Below are 21,474 nucleotides of genomic sequence, written 5' to 3' on the forward strand. Positions count from 1 at the left end.
AAAAGAGGAGTATGTAGGATGAATAGATTTGAAATTGCATCGGAATACAAGCCTACAGGGGATCAGCCAAAGGCTATTGCATCCCTGAGTGAAGGGCTTACAAATGGAAAAAAGCATCAGACCCTATTAGGGGTAACCGGGTCAGGAAAAACCTTCACCATGGCCAATGTGATCGAGAAGGTACAAAGGCCAACCTTGGTGATTGCCCATAATAAGACGCTGGCCGCCCAGCTGTGCAGTGAATTCAAAGAGTTCTTTCCCAACAATGCAGTTGAATTCTTCGTGAGCTACTATGACTACTATCAGCCGGAAGCCTATGTGGCCCATACAGATACTTACATTGAAAAGGATGCTCAGATTAATGATGAGATTGATAAATTGCGACACTCGGCTACAGCATCTCTTTATGAACGAAGGGATGTAATCGTTGTTGCCAGTGTGTCTTGTATATATGGATTGGGAGATCCTGTGGACTATGAGACCCAGGTATTGTCCCTTCGTCCTGGGATGACGAAAAGTCGGGATGATATATTGAGAAAACTGGTGGATATTCAGTATATGCGAAATGATATCAACTTTGTGCGGGGGACCTTCCGCGTCCGAGGAGATGTTATTGAAATTTTTCCTGCTTCATCTTCAGAGAATGCAGTGCGAATAGAATTATTTGGAGACGAAATTGACCGAATTACAGAAGTGAATGCACTGACAGGGGAGATTATCGGTCTTCGAAATCATGTATCGATTTTCCCTGCATCCCACTATGTAACCACCCATGACAAGCTGGAAAAGGCCATCCTAGATATAGAAGGGGAGTTAAAGGGCAGAGTTCAGTACTTCAAGGACAATGAAAAGCTTATTGAGGCCCAACGAATCCAGCAGCGAACCATGTACGATATTGAGATGCTAAGAGAAGTGGGATTTTGTCAAGGTATTGAAAATTATTCACGACACATCTCTCAAAGGCCGCCAGGAAGTAGGCCATTTACTTTGATTGACTATTTCCCTGATGATTTTTTAATCATCGTGGATGAGTCCCATGTGAGCATTCCTCAGATTCGGGGCATGTACGCTGGAGATCGCTCTCGAAAGGAAAGTCTTGTGGAATATGGCTTCCGACTGCCCTCTGCCTATGACAATCGTCCTCTAAACTTTGGAGAGTTTGAGAGCTTGGTCAATCAAATTGTTTATGTCAGTGCAACGCCAGGTCCTTATGAGAAAGAACACAGCGAAAATACAGTGGAGCAAATTATTCGTCCTACAGGACTGATTGACCCAGAAATCACAGTGCGACCGATTAAAGGACAGATTGATGATTTAATCGGGGAGATCCATGGTGTGATTCAAAATAAGCAAAGAGTACTGGTTACTACTTTAACCAAGAAGATGGCGGAGGATTTAACCAGTTACTTTAAAGATGTAAACATCAAGGTGAGATATCTTCATTCAGATATTGATACATTGGAAAGAATGGAGATCATTCGGGACCTCCGATTGGGTGTATTTGATGTATTGGTTGGTATCAACCTCTTAAGAGAGGGCTTGGACCTGCCAGAGGTGGCTTTGGTTGCCATTTTAGATGCGGATAAAGAGGGCTTTCTTCGTTCAGAAACCTCCCTTATACAAACCATTGGTAGGGCTGCTAGGAATATTCAAGGGAAAGTTATCATGTATGCCGATAAAATTACAGATTCAATGGCTAAAGCCATTGGAGAAACCAATCGTAGAAGAGCGATCCAGGAATCCTACAATGAGGAGCACGGCATTGTTCCCCAGGGCATTGTCAAAAAGGTACGGGATGTGATCGAAGCGACGAAGGTGGCAGAAGATAAAGAACGATATGGTATGGAAGAAAAACTGGATGAGATGGAGAAAGAAGATATCCTGAATACCATTAAGCGATTAGAGACTGAAATGAAGGAAGCTGCAATCAATCTTCAGTTTGAGAGAGCTGCTGAACTGAGAGATAAGATCCTTGAACTAAAAGATACGTTGGATAATATGAGGTGAAGATATGGCAAAAAATAGTATTATTGTAAAGGGTGCCAAGGAGCACAATTTAAAGAATATAGATATAGAAATTCCTAGAGATAAATTTGTAGTCATGACTGGTTTGAGTGGGTCAGGAAAATCCTCCCTTGCCTTTGACACAATCTATGCGGAAGGACAAAGACGATATGTAGAGAGCTTATCGGCATATGCCAGACAGTTTCTAGGCCAAATGGAGAAGCCAGACGTAGAATATATCGAAGGTCTCTCTCCTGCCATTTCCATCGATCAAAAGACCACCAGTCGAAATCCCCGTTCTACAGTTGGCACAGTGACAGAGATTTATGACTATTTGAGATTGTTGTTTGCTAGGATTGGTACGCCCCATTGTCCCATCTGCGATCGAGAGATTACCCAGCAAACAGTAGATCAAATTGTAGACAAGCTGATGGCCTTGGAAGAGAGAACAAAAATTCAGCTGTTGGCACCCTTGGTCCGCGGTAGAAAGGGAGAACATACCAAGGTGCTGGAGGGCATTAAAAGGGATGGCTATGTAAGGGTTCGAATCGATGGAGAAATTCGAGAGATCGCTGAAGATATTAAGCTGGAAAAAAACAAAAAGCACACCATAGAAGTAGTTGTGGATAGGATTGTGATCAAGGAAGGCATTGAGAAAAGATTGTCTGATTCCATTGAAACAACTTTATCCTTGTCAGAGGGGTTGGTAATCGTCAATATCATTGATGGAGAGGATATGCTGTTCAGTACGAAGTTTTCCTGCCCAGAACATGGTATTGGCATAGAGGAATTGGAACCGAGAATGTTCTCCTTCAACAGTCCCTTTGGTGCGTGTCCTGATTGTAATGGAATCGGCTATTTACAGAAAATCGATTCTGACTTAATTATCCCGAATGCTTCCTTAAGCATTCGAGAAGGGGCTGTGGCACCTCTTTCTAATTCTTCGGAAGGTACCTACTATTATGAAATGATTGATGCCTTGGCCAAGGATCATAGCGTGGATCTAGATACACCGATGGAACAGCTGCCCGAAACCTTTATCCATGAGGTCCTTTATGGTACTGGGAAGCGAGCCATCGAATTTACTTACGAAAGCAAATTTGGGGGGATGAAAAAGTATCGTTCTCCTTTTGAAGGAATTATTAAGAATTTGGAACGAAGATACAAGGAAACAAATTCTGATTATATGCGGGAAAAAATCGAAGAATTTATGAGTTTAACACCCTGTGATAGCTGTAAGGGTATGAGATTAAAGCCTGAGGTGCTTGCCGTAAAAATTGCTGGAAAAAATATAGCAGAGGCAACAGAATTTTCTGTAAGAAGTGCTTTAGATTTCTTTGGCAACCTGGAGCTTTCAGAAAAAAACAAGATGATCTCTCGACAAATTTTAAAGGAAATTAATGAGCGATTGGGCTTCCTGGTGGATGTTGGCTTAGATTATTTAACCTTATCCAGGGCAGCAGGAACCCTTTCAGGAGGAGAATCTCAGCGGATTCGTCTTGCTACCCAGATTGGTTCTAGCCTGGTAGGCGTACTATATATTCTAGACGAACCAAGTATTGGACTGCATCAAAGAGACAATGAGAAACTGCTGAAAACCTTGCGAAATCTAACGGATTTAGGGAATACCTTGATTGTTGTGGAGCATGATGAAGACACCATGTTTGCAGCAGATCACATCATCGATATCGGACCAGGTGCAGGAGCAAACGGAGGGAAGATCATTGCCCAGGGAACTGTGGATGATATTATGAACAGCGAGGACTCCATTACTGGTCAATATCTTGCAGGCAAGAAGAAAATTGAAATCCCAGCAGAGCGAAGAGCACCTAACGGAAAATGGATTGAAGTGGTGGGTGCCAAGGAGAACAATCTCAAGAATTTAACAGTGAAAATACCCTTGGGGGTATTTGTATCCGTGACTGGTGTTTCAGGTTCAGGGAAAAGTACATTGATTAATGAGATCCTTCATAAAAAATTATCCATGGAGCTTCATCGAGCCAAAAGCAAACCTGGAAAGCATGAAGAAGTTCGAGGTTTGGAATATATCGATAAAGTCATAGATATTGATCAATCACCTATTGGAAGAACACCTCGATCCAATCCAGCTACTTATACAGGAGTTTTTGATATGATCCGAGATGTCTTTGCACAGGTTCCTGAAGCCAAAGTTCGAGGATATCAGAAGGGACGATTTAGCTTCAATGTAAAAGGTGGCAGATGTGAGGCTTGCAAGGGTGATGGTATTATAAAGATTGAAATGCATTTTCTTCCAGATGTGTATGTACCCTGTGATGTATGTAAGGGCAAGCGGTATAATCGTGAAACCTTGGAGGTAAAGTACAAAGGTAAATCCATTTCTGAAGTATTGGATATGACTGTGGAAGAGGCTGTGAGTTTCTTTCAGAATATACCTAGTATCAAAAGAAAACTGGAAACCTTGCATGAGGTAGGCTTAGGATATATTAAATTAGGTCAGCCGTCGACCCAGTTATCAGGTGGAGAAGCCCAACGAATTAAGCTAGCTACAGAACTTAGCAAGCGAAGTACAGGCAGAACCCTATATATTTTGGATGAACCTACTACAGGGCTTCATATTGCTGACATCCATAAGCTAATTGGCGTATTGAATAGGTTGGTAGAGAGTGGAAATACAGTTTTGGTAATTGAGCATAATTTAGATGTGATCAAGACCAGCGATTATATCATTGATCTTGGACCTGAAGGTGGGGATAAAGGTGGCCTTATTGTAGGACAAGGTACACCGGAAGAGATTGTTAAAATTCCTCAGTCCTATACGGGACTGTTTTTGAAGAAGGTATTGGATAGGGATTTAAAAGCCTAGCGTTGCGCTAGGCTTTTTTTAGATAAATAATAGGGATTAACTTACATATAATGAAGAATTACATGAAAGATACGACTAAAGTACTAGGATAAATAGAAGGATTTTGCAACCTATATAGCTAATATAGAGAGGAAGCAATTTGTTAGGAGGTAAGCATGACAAGTCCTTTGACAATAAATCAGAGAATTCGAATGAAACTCACCAATGAGCTTGGTGAGGTAGAGTTGGCTGGGACGATTGAAAACATTACAGAAAATGACATTTATGTCTTGCTGGACTATAAATTTGCACATAACAAAAATAAGCTTGAAGTTGCTTGTACAATTTGGGATCAATCGGGTAAAGCCTATCTTTTCAATTCCTTTATCCATACAATAAAGGGACAAAGTTTGAGGTTAAAAAGGCCTCAGGATTCGGAAATGGAACAATTAAAACGCAGAGATCAAGTGAGAGCGGGCGTAGATATTCCTGTATCGTGCTATATAAGAAGCTATGGGGATATGGAAATAAATAGCGAGAAATTTGTTCCAGCAGTAGTGAAGGATTTAAGTATAGGGGGGTTATTACTCCATTCTACTTTATCACTTCCTGTGGATACGGTTATTGTACTGGAATTGCCACTGGAGGAAGAACTGATTCTCGTTACCGTAAGAATATTGAGAAATCAAACATGCGAGGAAGGTTATGCCATGGGTGGACAATTTGTGGCCCTGGATGACCGAGATGTTCAAAAAATTAGAGCCTTTGTTTTCCGAACGCAGATTCGTTTTAAAAGGCAGAAAGAGCCAGTGACACACAATGGGTAGTCACTGGCTTTTATGTAATTTATCATTGATTAAGAATAATACCACGGACTTCTTGATCTTTGTTTAATACCAATCCGATGTGATCGCCAATTCGTAAGTCACCAAAAGAAAGATTCATCTGCTTATCATTTCGTTGAAGAATGATGATGACATTCTCCTTGACCTGGAGATTTGGTTCAATATAGGTATCTCGATCATCATAATGCTCTTCGATGGTTATAAGGTTACTTTTCTTATCTATGGCCAATATTTCTCCATAAATGAACTTTTCCTTCTCAAGAGGATTCGCTTCTGGAAAATCTCTGAAGACATAGGGTGATTGAATGGAAATCGTGTTAGATAACTCATCCCAGTGAATCTGAGCATGAAGCTGCTCAACGATAAATCTTATGGGCAAATATATCCGATCTTTATGAACGATAGCGCTGGCAGATAGGAGTGGTTCGTCATTCAACTGAAGGAGGACATCCTTCGAAATGACTTGAATGTTTTCTAACGTCGGTACTGCTGCCACCATGGATGTGGTCAGAATACATATAACAAAAAAAGTAGTACTTGCTTTTATCATTGCACTTTTCATAAATTTCCCCCTCTATATCATCGATATTGAGAGGATTAACCAATTTTCTAAAAAATATACACAAACTATTTATTTTCCTTTTAAAGGAACTCCTTTAGTTTGGAAAAGACCCATGAGTTGTCTTTGCATGTCAAGGGAAGTACGAAGAAGAAGGCGCCCTCTATCATGATGCAAAGTCAGTATGAGTTGATCTCCCTCTAGCGTATAATGCAGAAAATCTGAATAGTAATAAACGCCTGGATGATTATAAATAGAAGTATTAAAGGGGATATCTATTCTAGGATCGAATCCTCTAATAATAATAGCGGCTTGCGTAAGTTCAGCTTGGAGAGATTTGCCTCCGTACCAAAGAAGCAACTCAACGACTAAGACTGCTATAAGAAGCTGTGCTATAAAAGAAAGTGAAAAGTCCAAGGTCCTTAGATTTTTGAGTGCCAAAAGAAGCAAAATGCCATAATAATAGAGACGATTGTAAATGGGACGTTGAATAGGTATGGTGTTCATTAGAGCGCTGGCTGTTGGCGTCATCCTACGGATGAATAGATATTTATAACCATTTTGAAAGAGTACAAATAAGAAAATATAGCTAAAGGCATATAATAACGGAGCCGATGAAAAAAGTAATTCTGGAAGGAAAGGACTTAGCATCATCATGAACAGAATCGCTCCCATTAAGCCCACTGTAAAGCTGATGCTTCGTTGTGAATTGCTCATCATTTTCATCTCCTTTTATAAAATGATATCCTAATCTATTATATACAAATTTGATTTAAGTATCAATTTTGGTAAAATAGAAGTAATCGTATTGTACTTTGAAGAAACGTGAGGAATGTTATATGGTGGATTTAAGTGAACAACTGAAAAAACTACCAGATAAACCTGGTGTTTATTTGATGAAAGATAGTCATGGAGAAATTATCTATGTAGGCAAAGCCATCTCCTTGAAGAATAGAGTGAGACAATACTTTCAGTCTTCCAAAAATCATCCACCAAAGGTTCGTGCCATGGTGGAAAATATCCATGATTTTGAGTATATCATCACAGATTCTGAAGTTGAGGCATTGATGCTGGAGAGCAATCTGATCAAAAAGCACAGACCAAAGTATAATGTGCTGCTGAGAGATGATAAGCATTATCCCTATATAAAGGTTACCCTAGGTGAAAAATACCCTAGGGTAATGAAAACCAGAAAAGTGATTAAGGATGGTGCCAGATATTTTGGACCCTATATCCATGTAGGTGCAGTAAACCAGACCATCGAAATATTAAAGAAATTTTATCCGCTGCGAACTTGTAGTAAAAGCCTAGAAAAACCTCAGGAACGACCTTGTTTGAATTATCATATTGGGAAATGCCTTGGACCATGTACTGGGAATGTGAATCAAGAAGCATATGATAAGATGATCCAAGAAATCATTTTATTTCTCAGTGGAAAACAGGATGAATTGGTGAAAGAGATTTCTAAGAAAATGCATTTAGCAGCAGAAAATATGGATTTTGAAAAGGCTGCGGAATATAGGGATCAAATCATAGCCATTCAAAGTATTTTGGAAAAGCAAAAGGTGATTTTCGCTACAGACATTGATCAAGATGTGATTGCCATGGCTCGAGGTGTGGATGAAGCCTGCATCATGGTCTTTTTCCTACGGGGAGGCAAGCTCATGGGGCGAGAACACTACATGGTGAACGCTACAGATGAGGATGATAGAAAGGAGATTTTAAGTTCCTTTTTAAAACAGTTTTACGGAGGTACCGCGTTTATACCGAAAGAAATATTGCTGGAGGAGGAGCTTGAGGATAGTGATCTCATTTCCCAATGGCTAACGATGAAAAAAGATGGAAAGGTCAGTGTGAAAAACCCTAAAAAGGGAGAGAAAAAAGAACTGTTGGATATGGTGCATAAAAATGCTGTTGAAATCCTAGAGCAATTTAGTGAAAAACTCATCAGAGAAAGGCAAAAGAGCTTAGGAGCTTTAGAGGAATTGGCCGCATATATGGGATTGGATAGAAAGCCTTACCGAATTGAAGCCTTTGATATCTCCAATACCCAAGGAATTCATTCTGTGGCCTCCATGGTGGTGTTTGAAGGTGGGAAACCTAAATATAGTGACTATCGAAGATTTAAAATAAAAACCATAGAGGGACCCAATGATTATGGTAGTATGCAGGAGGTTGTGTATAGGCGATTTAAACGGGGGTTAGAAGAAAAAGAAGCTATGGAGAAAAAGGGAATTGTAGATGAAGAAGGAAAATTTTCTAGACTGCCTGATCTCATATTGATTGATGGAGGCTTAGGACAAGTAAATGCTGCAGCGGAAGTATTGTCTGCATTACAGGTAGATATTCCAATCGCAGGGATGGTGAAAGATGATCGACATCGAACAAAGGACCTGATCTATCAAGGCGTAGAGTTAGGTTTGAATAAAACATCAAATGCTTTTCTACTGGTTGCGAAGGTGCAGGAGGAAGCTCATCGATTTGCCATTACTTACCACAAAAGTCTCAGAGGAAAGACAGCGGTACAGTCCGTACTGGACGAAATTCCAGGAATTGGTGAGAAGCGAAGAATTGCCCTACTTAAACATTTTCAATCCATTGATAGAATTAAAAAGGCAGATGTGGAGGCTCTCTGTGAGGTAGAAGGAATGAATCGGAGAGCCGCAGAGCAGATCAAAGATTATTTTGATAGGGGAAAGCAAGAGGAAAGGTAGGGAGAAGCTGTGAGAAGCGTTAGTATCGGAGAATTGTGCAAGGATTTAAATCTAGAGGTTATTTATCAATCAAATCAAGGAGATATCAAGATTACTGTCAACGATGTGAATCGACCTGGCTTGCAGCTCACGGGTTTTTATAAATCCTTTGCCTATGAGCGGGTGCAAATCATTGGGAAGGTGGAGTGGAATTACTTTGAGACACTTACACACCAGCTTAGGAAGCAGAGGGCAAAGGAACTTTTTTCCTATCCCATTCCCTGTGTAATCATTGCAAGGGATTTGGAGGTTTATGAAGAATTATTGGAGGCAGCTGTGAAGTTTAACATACCCCTACTGCGGACCAAGATGCCAACTACAAAGTTTGTAAGTGTTTTGATAAGTTATTTGGAGGATAAGCTGGCGCCAGTGATTACAAGGCATGGAGTATTGGTAGAGGTTTATGGTATTGGTATCTTAATGGTTGGAGAAAGTGGAATTGGAAAAAGTGAAACGGCCTTGGAATTAATCAAAAGGGGGCATCGGTTGGTTGCAGATGATGCTGTGGAAATCAAAAGGGTGGATAACAGTACGCTGGTGGGAAGCGCTCCTGAAGTAATCCGCCACTTTATGGAGATTCGTGGGGTTGGTATTTTGGATGTGGTACAGTTATTTGGGGTTGGCGCCGTTCGAAATACAAAAGCGATTGATATGGTGATTGAATTGGAGAATTGGAATGATCAGAAACAATATGACCGCTTGGGAATGGATGAAGAATACAACAATATATTAGGTGTAGATTTGCCCAAAAATACAATTCCCATCAAACCTGGTAGGAATTTGGCCATGATTGTGGAAGTGGCGGCAAGGAATCACCGTCAAAAAAGGATGGGTTTCAATGCAGCAGAAACACTAAACAATCGCTTGCTCAAGCAGATGAATGAAGATGCAGGAAATGAGTAAATAAGTTAAGGCAGAGAACTTTCTCTGCCTTTATTCATTCATTACACTTATTTTCGAGCGCATTCTGATGCGGAGCCTTTTAGGATTTCAAGGCCATGGGCAAGGCTAGGCAGGATGTATTCTAGGCTTTCGCGTACAGCCTTAGGACTGCCTGGGAGGTTAATAATCAATGTATTGTTTCGTATGCCAGAGATTGCTCTGGAAAGCATAGCTCTGGGTGTGATTTGTAGACTATTGTAGCGGATCGCTTCGGAGATTCCTGGCGTTAGGCGATGAACAACCTGGAGTGTTGCTTCTGGCGTGATATCACGCTTTGAGAAGCCTGTTCCACCAGAGGTTAAGATTAAATCAACGCCAAGCTCGTCGCTCATAAAAATCATTTCTTGAGACAGAGCATCGGCTTCATCCGGTAGGATGATATATTTTTTCGTAATGTAGCCATTTGTTTCCATCATTTGTTGAATGACGATTCCGCTTTCGTCTGCTCGCTCGCCTTTAGATCCTTTGTCGCTGGCAATAATAATACCTAATGTAAACATGTGATGGCCTCCTTTGTAGTGGGGTTAGTGGTTAGAGTAAATCTAATTCTAGGATTTAATATATTTAAATGAAAATCGACACAATGTTATAGATACTTACAAGTTAATAACCTCGTATTCATTATCAAGTAGATTCAGATACAATATTTTTCTTCGAAGGAGTTCGCCTCGTCCAATCAAAACCTTCAACCCTTCGCTTACTTGGATAGAAGCCACCAAGGCAGGGGTAAAGGATGGGTTCCCTAGCGTCTGCTCAATACCTTTGACACTATCCACGGGATAGATATGGCTTAAGGTACGGTCTCCTGGAAGGATGGTTGTGATTTGCCCATACCAGCCTGCGATGGCGCCGTGGATCATGGGAATATTCAGTTCCTCTGCGACGGCTTGAACAGTCATACGAGATGGAATATTGTCTAGTGCATCCATTACAAGATGATGTCCCTGAAGAATCTCCCTACCATTTTCAGGGGTAAGTCTTTGGAGAATAGGATTTACGTTTATAAAGGGATTCACAAGTTTCATTCGCTCCTGGGCCTTTGCTGCCTTCGGAACACCAAGGGAAGCTACATCCGATAATAGCTGTCGGTTCAAATTGGTTTCATCAAAATGATCTCCATCTACGGCTGTAATGGAACCAATACCCAATCGACCCAACATTTCGATGAGATAGCCTCCTAGTCCACCACATCCTACGACACAGACTTTGAAAGTTTGCAGGTTTTCATTTTCAGCCAAAGATAGGGTGGCCATATTCCGCTCATATCTTTTCACCATCAACCACCTCCTACAGGCGGGAATATGGATACGGTGTCTCCATCATTTAAAAGTTGATCGAGGACACCATCACGGCCATTGACTAATAAAATAGCTACATCTTCTTCTGGAATGCCTAGCCCATCGATTACTTCTTTAGGGGTACGATTTGTTTCAAGATTTACGATGAGTTCTTTGCCTCGACCATTGCGAAGGGTAGCAAAGAGACGGACTTTGATGCTCATGGTTTCACCTCCTAGGGACACATAACAAATTTTCTAGTCCATAGACAATCGCCGCAGGAAGGATTTACGCCATAACAATCGGCTTCCGTATTCCTTACCATATCACAGCCTTCTACCAAATCGCAATCGATACAAGACGGATACAGGTTATGATAGATTGTCTGACGAAAATCTGCATAGGACTTTTGATGCCAGATTTCATAAAGGGAATGATTTTGAATATTGCCAAAGGAGTGACGCCCAACCTGTTTTTCGCGGCCAAAGACATACTCCTGATAAGGGTGAGACAGTCGATAGCATGGGACCACATCACCTGAGGCACAGACAAAAACGGCATCCTGCTCTATAAAATTGCATCTTCTTTCGGTTTTTAATTCATAATTCGGTAGAAGGAGCTGGATACCCTTCTTAAAAGAATAATTTCTTATTTGATGAAATAAAGCTTTCATTCTAGGGTTTTCATAGCGTGTATAAAGTATTTTTACAGCATTTTCTTGGCATTGAGGAAGTAGGTTGGAAATGATAACACTCTGGGCATTTAACGCCGCAGCAAGGTCAATCACTCGAAAAATATCATCCATATTATCTTCAGAAGCTACAAATTGAAGCTGAAGTATTGGTGTGCTTTTACTCAGTTGTTTTTTTGATTGTCGAAGATTGGTCAAATGATGAACTACTTTTTCTAGGGGAACGCCGCGAATGCTTTCAAAACGTTCTTCTAAGCCATCAATCGATACAGTAACAACATCTACATGTTTTATTACCATGTCTAATAATTCTCCATAAAGAAGTGTGCCGTTGGTAGTGAGGGTAAGGTGGTAGTCTTTCAGCATTTGGATTGCCTCTTGGAAGATGGGAGAGAAGGTAGGCTCTCCAATGCCCCCAATGACAATTTCTTTGATGGTATTCTGTTTATTCATTTCTGCTGTCAAGTGGACTAGGCTGCTCATACCGAGATCGGTGGGTGGACTATTCCATGATTTACGATAGCATATGCTGCAATCTAAATTGCATCGATCAGTAAGCTCTAAATATAATTTTTGAATGGTCATCTCATCACCCATTTTCTGTATAGATTAACAATAAGGGCTTCCAATGGAAGCCCTATATGTTTTAAATTATTTATCTCCTGCTGCCACTTCTGCATCTGCCAAAATATTTTCAGAGATCTGCAGCTTGTTTAATCGATCAGCCGTAGGAATACCTTGAGCATTCCAACCTCTAAGGCTATAGTATTCAGGCAGCAACTCGGACAACCTATGCACATTACCTGCAGAAGGACCTCCAGGAATTGCTTCATTCAATAATCTGCTTGGCAGTGTATCTTGAGAAGGATCAATACCTGCTTGGAGGTTGAATAGTTTTTCGATATTCCAAATTCTCTCGCCAGCATCCAATACAGTTTCAGCTGTCAAGTCAGTGCCAAGAACTGCGTTTAACATATCAGCATAATCTTGAGCGCCCATGGCAAAGGAAGTAAATAAACATAAGCCAGATGCATCAATGGCAGCTGTTAAGTCCTGGAATATTTTTGCCCATAATGCTTTGCCTTCTAAAGTGAAGCGGTCAAGCTTCTCTGGTAATCCAAGGATTTCAGGAGAGATTAAGTAACCTCTTACGTGGCAACCGCCTCGATTTGAAGTAGCATACTGCAATCCATGGCCTTGAATACCTCTTGGATCATAGGCAGGGAGCTCTTGCTTCTTAACGGTCATGGAATACTCAGGTACACCATACATTTCAGCAAGTCTATAGGAACCTTCGGCAAGCTTGTCACCCAAGCCATCTCTTAAGCCCATGCGTTTTGTCCATTCGATGACTGCTTCAGCATCACCAAACTGAAGGCTAATGCCATTCAACTCATCATCCTTGATGTAGCCTTTTTCATAAAGCTCCATGGCGGCTGCGATGGTAGCACCGGCAGAAATTGTATCCAATCCCATCTCATTACACCAATAGTTTGCCTTGATAACAGAACCTAGATCGGATACGCCACAGTCTGAACCGAACGCCCAAATTGTTTCATACTCAGGTCCGCCGCCTTCGATGTCATCAACCTTGCAGTAGCGTCCACAGGCAATTGGGCAACGATAGCATGGATCTTTCTTCACCAAATATTTTTCAGCTAAGGTCTCCCCGCTGATTTCTTCCGCTTTATCGAAAACTGAAGTTTGGAAGTTGTTTGTAGGGAAAACACCATTTTCATTGATAATATTAACGAGTACAGCTGTTCCATAGGCAGGAAGGCCTTGACCTGTAACACCGTTTTCGCGGATTTTCTTTGTACAGCTAGATACAACTTCTTTCAATTGATCACCGTTGAATAACTGAACTTTTTGGCTTCCTTTTACAACGATGGCTTTTAGGTTCTTAGAACCCATGACAGCACCAACGCCGGAACGTCCTGCAGCGCGGTCGTAATCATTCATAATAGCAGCAAGTTTAGATAATTTTTCACCAGCAGGTCCAATTGTGAGAACCTTTGCCTTCTCAACACATTCTTTTTCGAGAATTTCAGTTGTTTCAGATACAACTTTACCCCAGAGATGAGCAGCATCTTTAATTTCGATTTGATCGTCTACGATATTCAGATAAACAGGTGCATCGGCCTTACCTTCAACAATAATCATATCAAAGCCGCTGAATTTTAATTCTGCACCCCAGTATCCACCAGAGTTAGAGCATGCTACTGTTCCTGTAAGTGGTGATTTGGTAACTACCATGTATCGACCACCAGTAGGTGTTGGTGTACCTGTCAAAGGCCCTGTAATGAAGATCAATTTATTTTCCGGACTAAGGGGTTCGACTTCTGGGCTGACTTCTTCGCATAGTATTTTTGTTCCTAATCCTCTACCACCGATGTATTTTTTTGCTTTTTCTACATCTAAAGCTTCAACCTTCCAGCTTTTTTCATTAAGATTAACTCTTAAAATTTTTCCAGTATATCCGTACATTTGAATCCCCCTTTATTTTATTTTGGTCATCTAGAGATAATGCAAAGCTGATGCCAAAAAAAGAAACCCCTAAAGAATAGGGGTGTTAGATAAAAGGTGTTCTAAAACAGAACAGCACGCGGTGAATATGTATGTTCTAAATCGGAACAATGTTCAAAAATGGAACAATCGATGTTAAACTTTTCAATTTTACGATAAAGGGTGTTTCTTCCAATATCTAAAGCTTCGGCTGCTAAGGAAATATTTCCTTTGAATTTTCTTAGAACATAAAGAATATGTTGATGTTCCAGATGTTCCAGTTTAAGACAAGAATCCTCTAATCTGGAAGAAACAGGTTGAACACCGGTAGTCTTTTTACTCATATCCAAGGGTAGGGATTCTGTGTTGATGATCAATTCCACGATGTTCTCCAATTCCCGAATATTTCCAGGCCAATCGTATTGGAGTAAGTGCTCCATATACTCAAAGGGGATTGCTACCTTCCGTTTATTTAAACGTTTGGCGATGGTATCCATAAAATAGTCGATGAGAAGGGGGATATCCTCTTTACGTTCACGAAGGGGGCAAAGATAAATGGGCAAGACATTGAGTCGATAGTATAGATCTTTTCGGAAATTGCCCATTTCCACTTCCTTACGCAAGTCTTTGTTTGTGGCAGCAATGATTCTTACATTTACAGGAATCTGTTTTGCACTGCCAATTCTTGAGACGATACCCTCTTCAATAACCCTTAGGAGATTTGGTTGCATTTCCAAGGGCATTTCACCAATCTCATCTAGAAAGATGGTACCACCGTTAGCCATCTCGAACTTGCCAGGATTTCCCCCTCGCTTTGCTCCTGTGAAAGCGCCTTCTTCATAACCAAATAGTTCGGATTCGATAAGGTTACGGGGAATCGCACCGCAATTTACAGCGACGAAGGCTTCTTCATTACGATTGCCATGATTATGAATAGATTGAGCAAATACCTCTTTACCAGTGCCGCTTTCACCCAAAATCAGAATTGTAGATTTGCTATCAGCAATTTTTTTTGCATAATCAATATTCAAGAGAAACCGTTCATTCTTTCCAATGATTTTATTAAAGGTATAGATGGCATGACGATCAGCGATTCTGTTCGCTAATTTACGAACTTTTTTTACTTCCTTAAACACGCAGATAATCTGTTTAAGGCCCTTTTCCTTATCGATCAGTGGGTAGGCGCTAAGGCTAAATTGAAGTTTATTCTTTCGAGCATTGACATAGACATCTTCATCGACAAAAGTTTCTCTCGAGAATAAGGTAGTTTTGACACGATCCCAGCCTTCGAAGATCTCCCAAGTTTTCATTTTCAAGATTTCATTTTCTCTAAAACCAAACATTTCTGTGACGTGCATGTTGGCTGATTGAATCGCACCAGATAGATCACAGGTTAGAATACCAGCGGGAATGGAATCGATAATGGTTTCAATATGCTGTTTTGCTAGCACCAATTTTTCTGTATAACTTTTGACTTCCAACATTTTTTCGATGGCATTGGCTGCAGCGACTACCATCCCTAAGGTGTGGGAATGGACGAGCTCACTATAACCTGTCAAATCTAAAACACCAATGATCTTTCCCTCTGGGTCTCGAATGGGGGAAGCGGAACAGGTCCAACGATGATAGGCCTTTATAAAGTGTTCTTTCCCTGAAACCTGAACGGGCATTTCTTCTGCCAAGGCAGTCCCCATGGCATTGGTTCCTATATGCTGCTCATCCATATAGGAACCAGGCACCATTTTAAAGTCAAAGGCTTCGGATAGGATACCTTCATCTCCAATGACACTGAGAATACAGCCTTCTTCATCGGTAAGGATGGAAAAAAAGTTGGAACCTTTTACAAAACCATAAAGCTGATTCATGAATGGTTCAGCAGCAACCATCAGATCTCTTTTTTCCTCCAGCTTTCTTCGCAATGCATCGTCGGACAAGATTTTGCTGCTAAAGACCCTTGTAATGTCAATACCCATCTCTTGACATCGGGTGTGGGAAAGCGAAATATATTTTTTTTCCATGATCATTTGCATGTGCTTCAACCAAATCCCCCCAGACAGATAAATATTTACCATAAGAAGTGAAGAGTACTATAAAAAATATTTAATAGAAAATTCGAAAAATATTCTACTCCATTATACCGCAATCTTGAAATGAAATAAATCAGAAATCGTTGAAGCGATAAAGGAGATGCAATATTCCTAATTTTCCCCAAGGCAACACAAAGGACAAAAGATATGCTAAAATTGAATGGGTTAATCCAAAACTCATCGACGATTTGGTGACGAAGGATTCGTATAGTGGTTTTGAGTGTATTTGAAATATATAAAGGGCATGAATAGGAAGGGAAGAAGCAAATGGAAGGAAAAAACTATCTAACACCTGGGGAAATTGCTGAAACTACAATTCAAACAGGTATGAAAAAAGTAAAGCTAACATGGGTGCATCAACTGCTTTTGGGAATTCTGGCCGGTGCGTTTATTGCATTTGCAGCAGAGGGCTCTAATATGGCTGCCTTTAATTTATTTGCCAAGCCAGAGACCTATGGGCTTGGAAAGGTATTGGCAGGGGCTATTTTTGGAACAGGTCTAATGTTGGTAGTATTGGCCGGAGGAGAACTTTTTACTGGCAATACGTTGATTGTCATGGGGATTTTAGATGGCAAGGTAAAGCTCCAGGATATGTTGAAAAACTGGTTTTTTGTCTATTTGGGAAACTTTATCGGTTCCCTTCTGATCGCCCATATGATGGTGCAATCGGGGTTGATGAATAGCGGTGCCAATGTATTGGGGGGGGTGACCATCAAAATAGCATCCTATAAGGTAGGGCTTACCTTTATACAAGCATTCTATCTCGGCATCATGTGTAACTGGCTAGTTTGTTTGGCTGTATGGTTGGCTTATGGTGCCAAAGACATGGTGGGAAAAATATTTGGTATCTTTTTCCCTATATGGCTATTCATCACGTCAGGGTTCGAGCATAGCATTGCCAATATGTACTATATTCCCGCAGGAATTATGGCAAAATCAAATCCAGCTTGGGCAGAGGCTTCCCATCTGGCCGGAGAAAAGCTGTCCCATTTAAACTGGGGTACGTTTATTATAAATAATTTGATTCCTGTAACATTAGGAAACATCGTAGGCGGAAGTTTGTTTGTTGGAGGGGTTTACTGGTTTGTCTACATGAAAAAGAATGAGAAAAAAGAAGCAACGAAAATAGTCGCTTAATGGGCCTATAAATAGAAATAGGGTGAGAAAGATTTCTCACCCTATTTCTATTTATGATCACATGGCATTCTTGAATATTTGAATCACCTCTTGCAATGTAGCCAGGCGAGGATTTGTCAATTGACAGGCGTCTTTCTTTGCATTGACAGCCATGATCTCGAAGTCTTCTTCTTTCACACCTAACGCAGCAAGACCTGAAGGAATACCCACGGATACGGATAGTTTTTTAATGGCTTCAATAGATTTTTGGGCAGCTTCATTCACAGAAAGCCCTTCTACATTTTCGCCCATGGCAATGGCGATATCTCTGAAACGATCGGCACAGGCAATCAAGTTAAACTGTTCTACATGGGGCAGAAGGATGGCATTACATACGCCGTGAGGTAGGTTATAGAAACCACCCAACTGGTGAGCCATGGCATGGACATAACCTAGGGAAGCATTGTTGAATGCCATTCCGCCTAAGAATTGGGCGTAGGCCATTTTTTCTCTTGCTAACATATTGGTACCGTTTGCAACAGCAGCAGGTAGATACTTCGAAATAAGCTGAATTGCCATAAGGGCAGCGGAATCTGTTAATGGCGTAGCCGCAATTGAAACATAGGCTTCAATGGCATGGGTCAAAGCATCCATTCCTGTAGCAGCAGTTAAAGCTGGTGGCATGCCAGCCATCAATTCTGGATCATTAATAGAAAGGGCAGGTGTTACACGCCAATCAACGATGGCCATTTTAACTTTTCTGCTTGTATCTGTAATGATACAGAAACGAGTCATTTCAGATGCTGTTCCAGCCGTTGTATTTACTGCGATAAAAGGAACCATAGGATTTGAAGAGCGGTCTACACCTTCATAATCATGGATTTTTCCTCCGTTTGCAGCCAAAAGGCCAATGCCTTTTGCACAGTCATGGGAAGAACCGCCGCCAAGGGATACAATGGCATCACATTTTTCTTCTTGCCATACGTTAAAGCCCGCATCCACATTGTGATCTGTTGGATTTGGCTCTGCACCGCCAAAAACTACAGCTTGAAGTCCGGTATTCTCAAGAATGGACTTGATTTTATCAGCTACACCCATTTTTACAAGACCAGCGTCTGTGACGACCAAAACCTTATTGCCCCCTAAAATCTTCATCCGACTGCCCACTTCATTTACACATCCTGCACCAATTAGATTTACCGTAGGAATAAAATATGCACTTACTGCCATGAGAATTTCCCCCTTTTTAAATTAAATAAGATCATGATAAAATAAAGTCATGTCTTAAATGTCAAAGAATGCATCCAAATAGAGCAATCCTCACCTCCTTAGATATTTTGATTTTTGGTGGTATAAACATACCTCCTTTCATAAAAGAGTAAATGACTATAATAAAACAGTTAAATTTCGTTATGCTAGATTCTATTCCCTGTGGGGAGGGGAGTAGTTTTTCTACAGTGAGGCGCGTTATTTCAATAAGATATTATAAGAATATTTTTAAAATTAAAACAATTATTATTTTAATGACAAGTGAACGCTATAAAATCTTTATCTACCTATCTGATAAAAAATAGAAATTTCTTGATTTTTACAATTAATATAGCAAAAAATATAATAAAGTTATAAAGTAAATTATATTTTCTTTAAAGAAACTGATTATTTTTTAATTAACGATTTGGAAATATAACCGAATATGACGAACATGACAAATACAATTTCATTGTGAAGTGGCCAAAAAGAGGGGAAAGGGGGAAACGCATTTGGAAATGAACACTGCCATATTGCTAGCAGGTGGTAAGAGCCGCAGGATGGGATTTGATAAAAGATTTATTGAGATAGAGAATAAGACAATGGTCGATTTTCAGATTGAAAGATTATATAAAGCATTTCAAAGAATTCTTTTGATTACAGATGATAGACGGCTTTTTTCCGGCTGTTCTTGTGAAGTGATTGAAGATGAGTTTAAGGACATTGGGGTTCTTGGGGGGCTTTATACAGGACTGAAAAATTCATATACGATCTATAACTATGTTCTAGCCTGTGACATGCCAAGCATAAACTACAATTATATCGAATATATGAAGGAATTGCTTAGGGAAGCACCGAAAGAATATGATGGGCTGGTTACTCGATATGGAGAGTGGATCGAACCCTTTAACGCTTTTTATCACAAAAATTTGATACATCCATTAAAGGATGCCATCGAAGATGGTCATAAGCGGATATCTTTCGTTTTAAAAAAATGTGATGTTTTATATGTGGATGAGAGGACTGCCAGGAGCTTTAGCCCAGATTGGAGAATGTTTACAAACTTAAATTCAGAAGATGATCTGAAGAAATATTTGCAGAAGAAAGATTAATTTTCTAAAAAGAAAAAATCTTTGTATGGTTTTTTCCATTTTCGTATGCTATAATTTTTAAAGATTCAGTCAATTTTGAAATTAAAACAAATTGAAGAGTTTTTCCGAGTCATATTTTCTAAAGTATTTTACTAAGAGAATATGACCTTTGGGTACAAGAAGAAATTCTTGCACCTCCCGTAATTTGGAAAGGAAAAATACTATTTTGCTAACAAAACAATCCTTTCTGGGATTGTTTTTATTGTTTTTGCTTTGATTAGAGGGGGGCGAATGATGGAGTTGCTGAAAGTAGATACGGTAGAACAAGTGATGAAAAAGATGGAGGATTATTTTAAAGACTTGGTTTTGGAAGGACAGGAGATACATATTGCAGATGCATTGGGTAGAATTTTGTATGAGGATGTCGAAGCCCCTTTAGAGCTTCCTGAGTTTCGGCGTTCAACCGTTGATGGATATGCTGTTTTGGCCAAGGATACTTTTGGAGCTAGTGAAGGACTCCCTACTTTTCTGAACAATATAGGCAAGGTTGAAATGGGAAAAAGTACAGAACTAATAGTAAACAGTGGAGAATGTGTATATGTGCCGACGGGTGGTATGTTGCCTTCTGGGACCGATGCCATGGTGATGATTGAGCATGCGGAACATTTGGACGAGTTGACTTTAGCGGTATATCAGTCTGTTGCACCTGGAGAAAACGTTATGCAAGTGGGCGAAGATATCCAAAAGGGAGAAATTTTATTGAAAAGAGGGCGAAAAATAAAAGCTCAGGATATCGGTGCTTTGGCAGCCCTAGGAATCGAAAAGATAACGGTATTTGAACGGCCAAAGGTTGCTGTCCTTTCAACAGGAGATGAAATCGTTGACCCGTTTTCGAAGGTACAATTGGGACAAATACGTGATATCAATACCTATGCCCTATCAGCCATGATAGAAGAATTTGGAGGAGAGATTGTTCATCGCCTTGTCATTCAGGATGAGTACAACCAGTTGAAGGAAAAGGCAGCAGAAGTTTTGAAAGATTGTCATGTTTTGGTGATTTCAGGGGGCAGCTCTGTTGGCACCAAGGATGTCACAGCAAAAGTAATCAATGATCTTGGAACACCAGGGGTTTTTGTGCATGGTATTGCCATAAAGCCAGGGAAGCCAACGATTATTGGGAAGACAAATCATAAGGCAGTTTTTGGGTTGCCAGGTCATCCTGTATCTGCCATCATTGTTTGCAAAGTGTTTCTCGGATACCTATTGGATCGATTGCAAGCCCAAGAAGCAGGGGAGCATAAGACAATCTATGCCGCTGCCGCCGCTAACATCCATTCGTCACCTGGAAAAGAGACTTATCAAATGGTCATCTTGGAAGATCAAAATGGCGAGTATTTGGCCAAACCTATACATGGGAAATCCGGAGCTATCACGTTGCTGACAAAGGCCCATGGCTATATACGTATCGATACCAACAAAGAGGGCATCGAGAAGGGTGAAAAAGTGAAGGTAGTATTATTTTAGGGAAGGGG

Annotated in this window: 17 protein-coding genes and 1 riboswitch; of the genes, 8 read left to right on the plus strand and 9 right to left on the minus strand. The window is 40.4% G+C overall.

The features are described from left to right. Nucleotides 1–18 precede the first annotated feature (18 nt). The 3 genes from uvrB (at nt 19) to HNQ80_RS09185 (ending at nt 5,655) form a co-directional block, all read left to right on the plus strand. Nucleotides 19–2,007: an excinuclease ABC subunit UvrB gene (gene uvrB / locus HNQ80_RS09175; protein ID WP_184310349.1), complete on the plus strand. Its 1,989-nt coding sequence runs from the start codon at nt 19–21 to the stop codon at nt 2,005–2,007. 4 nt (nt 2,008–2,011) lie between these two features. Beyond that, a complete protein-coding gene (gene uvrA, locus HNQ80_RS09180) occupies nt 2,012–4,849 on the plus strand; it encodes an excinuclease ABC subunit UvrA (protein ID WP_184310350.1) in 2,838 nt (945 codons plus the stop codon). A 155-nt stretch (nt 4,850–5,004) separates the two neighbouring features. Beyond that, a complete protein-coding gene (locus tag HNQ80_RS09185; protein WP_184310351.1) occupies nt 5,005–5,655 on the plus strand; it encodes a PilZ domain-containing protein in 651 nt (216 codons plus the stop codon). A gap of 22 nt (nt 5,656–5,677) precedes the next feature. Here HNQ80_RS09185 and HNQ80_RS09190 read toward each other — a convergent pair whose 3' ends face one another. Both HNQ80_RS09190 and HNQ80_RS09195 read right to left on the minus strand, forming a co-directional pair. Next, a complete protein-coding gene (locus HNQ80_RS09190; protein WP_184310352.1) occupies nt 5,678–6,235 on the minus strand; it encodes a stalk domain-containing protein in 558 nt (185 codons plus the stop codon). 69 nt (nt 6,236–6,304) lie between these two features. Continuing rightward, nucleotides 6,305–6,949 (minus strand): hypothetical protein, encoded by a 645-nt coding sequence (locus HNQ80_RS09195; RefSeq protein WP_184310353.1) that lies wholly within the window; start codon nt 6,947–6,949, stop codon nt 6,305–6,307. A 122-nt stretch (nt 6,950–7,071) separates the two neighbouring features. Here HNQ80_RS09195 and uvrC point away from each other — a divergent pair, with 122 nt between their 5' ends. Together uvrC and hprK are read left to right on the plus strand one after the other, a co-directional pair. Beyond that, entirely contained in the window at nt 7,072–8,946 is a 1,875-nt protein-coding gene (gene uvrC, locus HNQ80_RS09200) for an excinuclease ABC subunit UvrC (protein ID WP_184310354.1), read from the plus strand. Between the two features lie 9 nt (nt 8,947–8,955). Next, nucleotides 8,956–9,888, plus strand: coding sequence for an HPr(Ser) kinase/phosphatase (gene hprK, locus HNQ80_RS09205; RefSeq protein ID WP_184310355.1), 933 nt, complete (start codon nt 8,956–8,958; stop codon nt 9,886–9,888). Nucleotides 9,889–9,935: 47 nt separating this feature from the next. Here the strand turns inward: hprK and HNQ80_RS09210 are convergent, their stop codons facing one another. The 6 genes from HNQ80_RS09210 to HNQ80_RS09235 all read right to left on the minus strand — a co-directional run bounded on the left by HNQ80_RS09210 (nt 9,936) and on the right by HNQ80_RS09235 (nt 16,430). After that, entirely contained in the window at nt 9,936–10,427 is a 492-nt protein-coding gene (locus tag HNQ80_RS09210; protein WP_184310356.1) for a MogA/MoaB family molybdenum cofactor biosynthesis protein, read from the minus strand. Nucleotides 10,428–10,523: 96 nt separating this feature from the next. Next, nucleotides 10,524–11,204, minus strand: a complete 681-nt coding sequence (locus HNQ80_RS09215) for a HesA/MoeB/ThiF family protein (RefSeq protein ID WP_207726936.1) — start codon at nt 11,202–11,204, stop codon at nt 10,524–10,526. Beyond that, a complete protein-coding gene (locus HNQ80_RS09220) occupies nt 11,204–11,428 on the minus strand; it encodes a MoaD/ThiS family protein (RefSeq protein ID WP_184310357.1) in 225 nt (74 codons plus the stop codon). Before HNQ80_RS09220 ends, HNQ80_RS09215 begins: the two co-directional genes overlap by 1 nt. Before the next feature lie 11 nt (nt 11,429–11,439). After that, nucleotides 11,440–12,492, minus strand: a complete 1,053-nt coding sequence (locus HNQ80_RS09225; protein WP_243183094.1) for a tungsten cofactor oxidoreductase radical SAM maturase — start codon at nt 12,490–12,492, stop codon at nt 11,440–11,442. Between the two features lie 54 nt (nt 12,493–12,546). Next, nucleotides 12,547–14,382, minus strand: coding sequence for an aldehyde ferredoxin oxidoreductase family protein (locus HNQ80_RS09230; protein WP_184310359.1), 1,836 nt, complete (start codon nt 14,380–14,382; stop codon nt 12,547–12,549). 101 nt (nt 14,383–14,483) lie between these two features. Then, a complete protein-coding gene (locus HNQ80_RS09235; protein ID WP_243183104.1) occupies nt 14,484–16,430 on the minus strand; it encodes a sigma-54-dependent Fis family transcriptional regulator in 1,947 nt (648 codons plus the stop codon). A 324-nt stretch (nt 16,431–16,754) separates the two neighbouring features. Between HNQ80_RS09235 and HNQ80_RS09240 the strand changes: the two genes are divergently transcribed. Further along, nucleotides 16,755–17,624, plus strand: a complete 870-nt coding sequence (locus HNQ80_RS09240) for a formate/nitrite transporter family protein (RefSeq protein WP_184310360.1) — start codon at nt 16,755–16,757, stop codon at nt 17,622–17,624. Nucleotides 17,625–17,681: 57 nt separating this feature from the next. Here the strand turns inward: HNQ80_RS09240 and HNQ80_RS09245 are convergent, their stop codons facing one another. After that, nucleotides 17,682–18,833, minus strand: a complete 1,152-nt coding sequence (locus tag HNQ80_RS09245) for an iron-containing alcohol dehydrogenase (RefSeq protein WP_184310361.1) — start codon at nt 18,831–18,833, stop codon at nt 17,682–17,684. Between the two features lie 536 nt (nt 18,834–19,369). Between HNQ80_RS09245 and HNQ80_RS09250 the strand changes: the two genes are divergently transcribed. Continuing rightward, nucleotides 19,370–19,963, plus strand: coding sequence for a molybdenum cofactor guanylyltransferase (locus tag HNQ80_RS09250; RefSeq protein ID WP_243183106.1), 594 nt, complete (start codon nt 19,370–19,372; stop codon nt 19,961–19,963). 90 nt (nt 19,964–20,053) lie between these two features. After that, a riboswitch (molybdenum cofactor riboswitch) is annotated at nt 20,054–20,174 on the plus strand. Between the two features lie 62 nt (nt 20,175–20,236). Beyond that, nucleotides 20,237–21,466: a molybdopterin molybdotransferase MoeA gene (locus HNQ80_RS09255; RefSeq protein WP_184310363.1), complete on the plus strand. Its 1,230-nt coding sequence runs from the start codon at nt 20,237–20,239 to the stop codon at nt 21,464–21,466. Nucleotides 21,467–21,474: the final 8 nt, after the last annotated feature.

The organism is Anaerosolibacter carboniphilus (genome assembly GCF_014205875.1).
Lineage (GTDB): Bacteria > Bacillota > Clostridia > Peptostreptococcales > Thermotaleaceae > Anaerosolibacter > Anaerosolibacter carboniphilus.

Excerpts from the sequence above, each read along its gene's own strand:
- uvrB (WP_184310349.1), top strand. The coding sequence starts at position 19 with ATGAATAGATTTGAAATTGCATCGGAATACAAGCCTACAGGGGATCAG.
- uvrA (WP_184310350.1), top strand. The coding sequence starts at position 2,012 with ATGGCAAAAAATAGTATTATTGTAAAGGGTGCCAAGGAGCACAATTTA.
- HNQ80_RS09185 (WP_184310351.1), top strand. The coding sequence starts at position 5,005 with ATGACAAGTCCTTTGACAATAAATCAGAGAATTCGAATGAAACTCACC.
- HNQ80_RS09190 (WP_184310352.1), bottom strand. The coding sequence starts at position 6,235 with ATGAAAAGTGCAATGATAAAAGCAAGTACTACTTTTTTTGTTATATGT.
- HNQ80_RS09195 (WP_184310353.1), bottom strand. The coding sequence starts at position 6,949 with ATGAGCAATTCACAACGAAGCATCAGCTTTACAGTGGGCTTAATGGGA.
- uvrC (WP_184310354.1), top strand. The coding sequence starts at position 7,072 with ATGGTGGATTTAAGTGAACAACTGAAAAAACTACCAGATAAACCTGGT.
- HNQ80_RS09210 (WP_184310356.1), bottom strand. The coding sequence starts at position 10,427 with ATGTTTACATTAGGTATTATTATTGCCAGCGACAAAGGATCTAAAGGC.
- HNQ80_RS09215 (WP_207726936.1), bottom strand. The coding sequence starts at position 11,204 with ATGGTGAAAAGATATGAGCGGAATATGGCCACCCTATCTTTGGCTGAA.
- HNQ80_RS09220 (WP_184310357.1), bottom strand. The coding sequence starts at position 11,428 with ATGAGCATCAAAGTCCGTCTCTTTGCTACCCTTCGCAATGGTCGAGGC.
- HNQ80_RS09225 (WP_243183094.1), bottom strand. The coding sequence starts at position 12,492 with ATGGGTGATGAGATGACCATTCAAAAATTATATTTAGAGCTTACTGAT.
- HNQ80_RS09230 (WP_184310359.1), bottom strand. The coding sequence starts at position 14,382 with ATGTACGGATATACTGGAAAAATTTTAAGAGTTAATCTTAATGAAAAA.
- HNQ80_RS09235 (WP_243183104.1), bottom strand. The coding sequence starts at position 16,430 with ATGCAAATGATCATGGAAAAAAAATATATTTCGCTTTCCCACACCCGA.
- HNQ80_RS09240 (WP_184310360.1), top strand. The coding sequence starts at position 16,755 with ATGGAAGGAAAAAACTATCTAACACCTGGGGAAATTGCTGAAACTACA.
- HNQ80_RS09245 (WP_184310361.1), bottom strand. The coding sequence starts at position 18,833 with ATGGCAGTAAGTGCATATTTTATTCCTACGGTAAATCTAATTGGTGCA.
- HNQ80_RS09250 (WP_243183106.1), top strand. The coding sequence starts at position 19,370 with ATGAACACTGCCATATTGCTAGCAGGTGGTAAGAGCCGCAGGATGGGA.
- HNQ80_RS09255 (WP_184310363.1), top strand. The coding sequence starts at position 20,237 with ATGGAGTTGCTGAAAGTAGATACGGTAGAACAAGTGATGAAAAAGATG.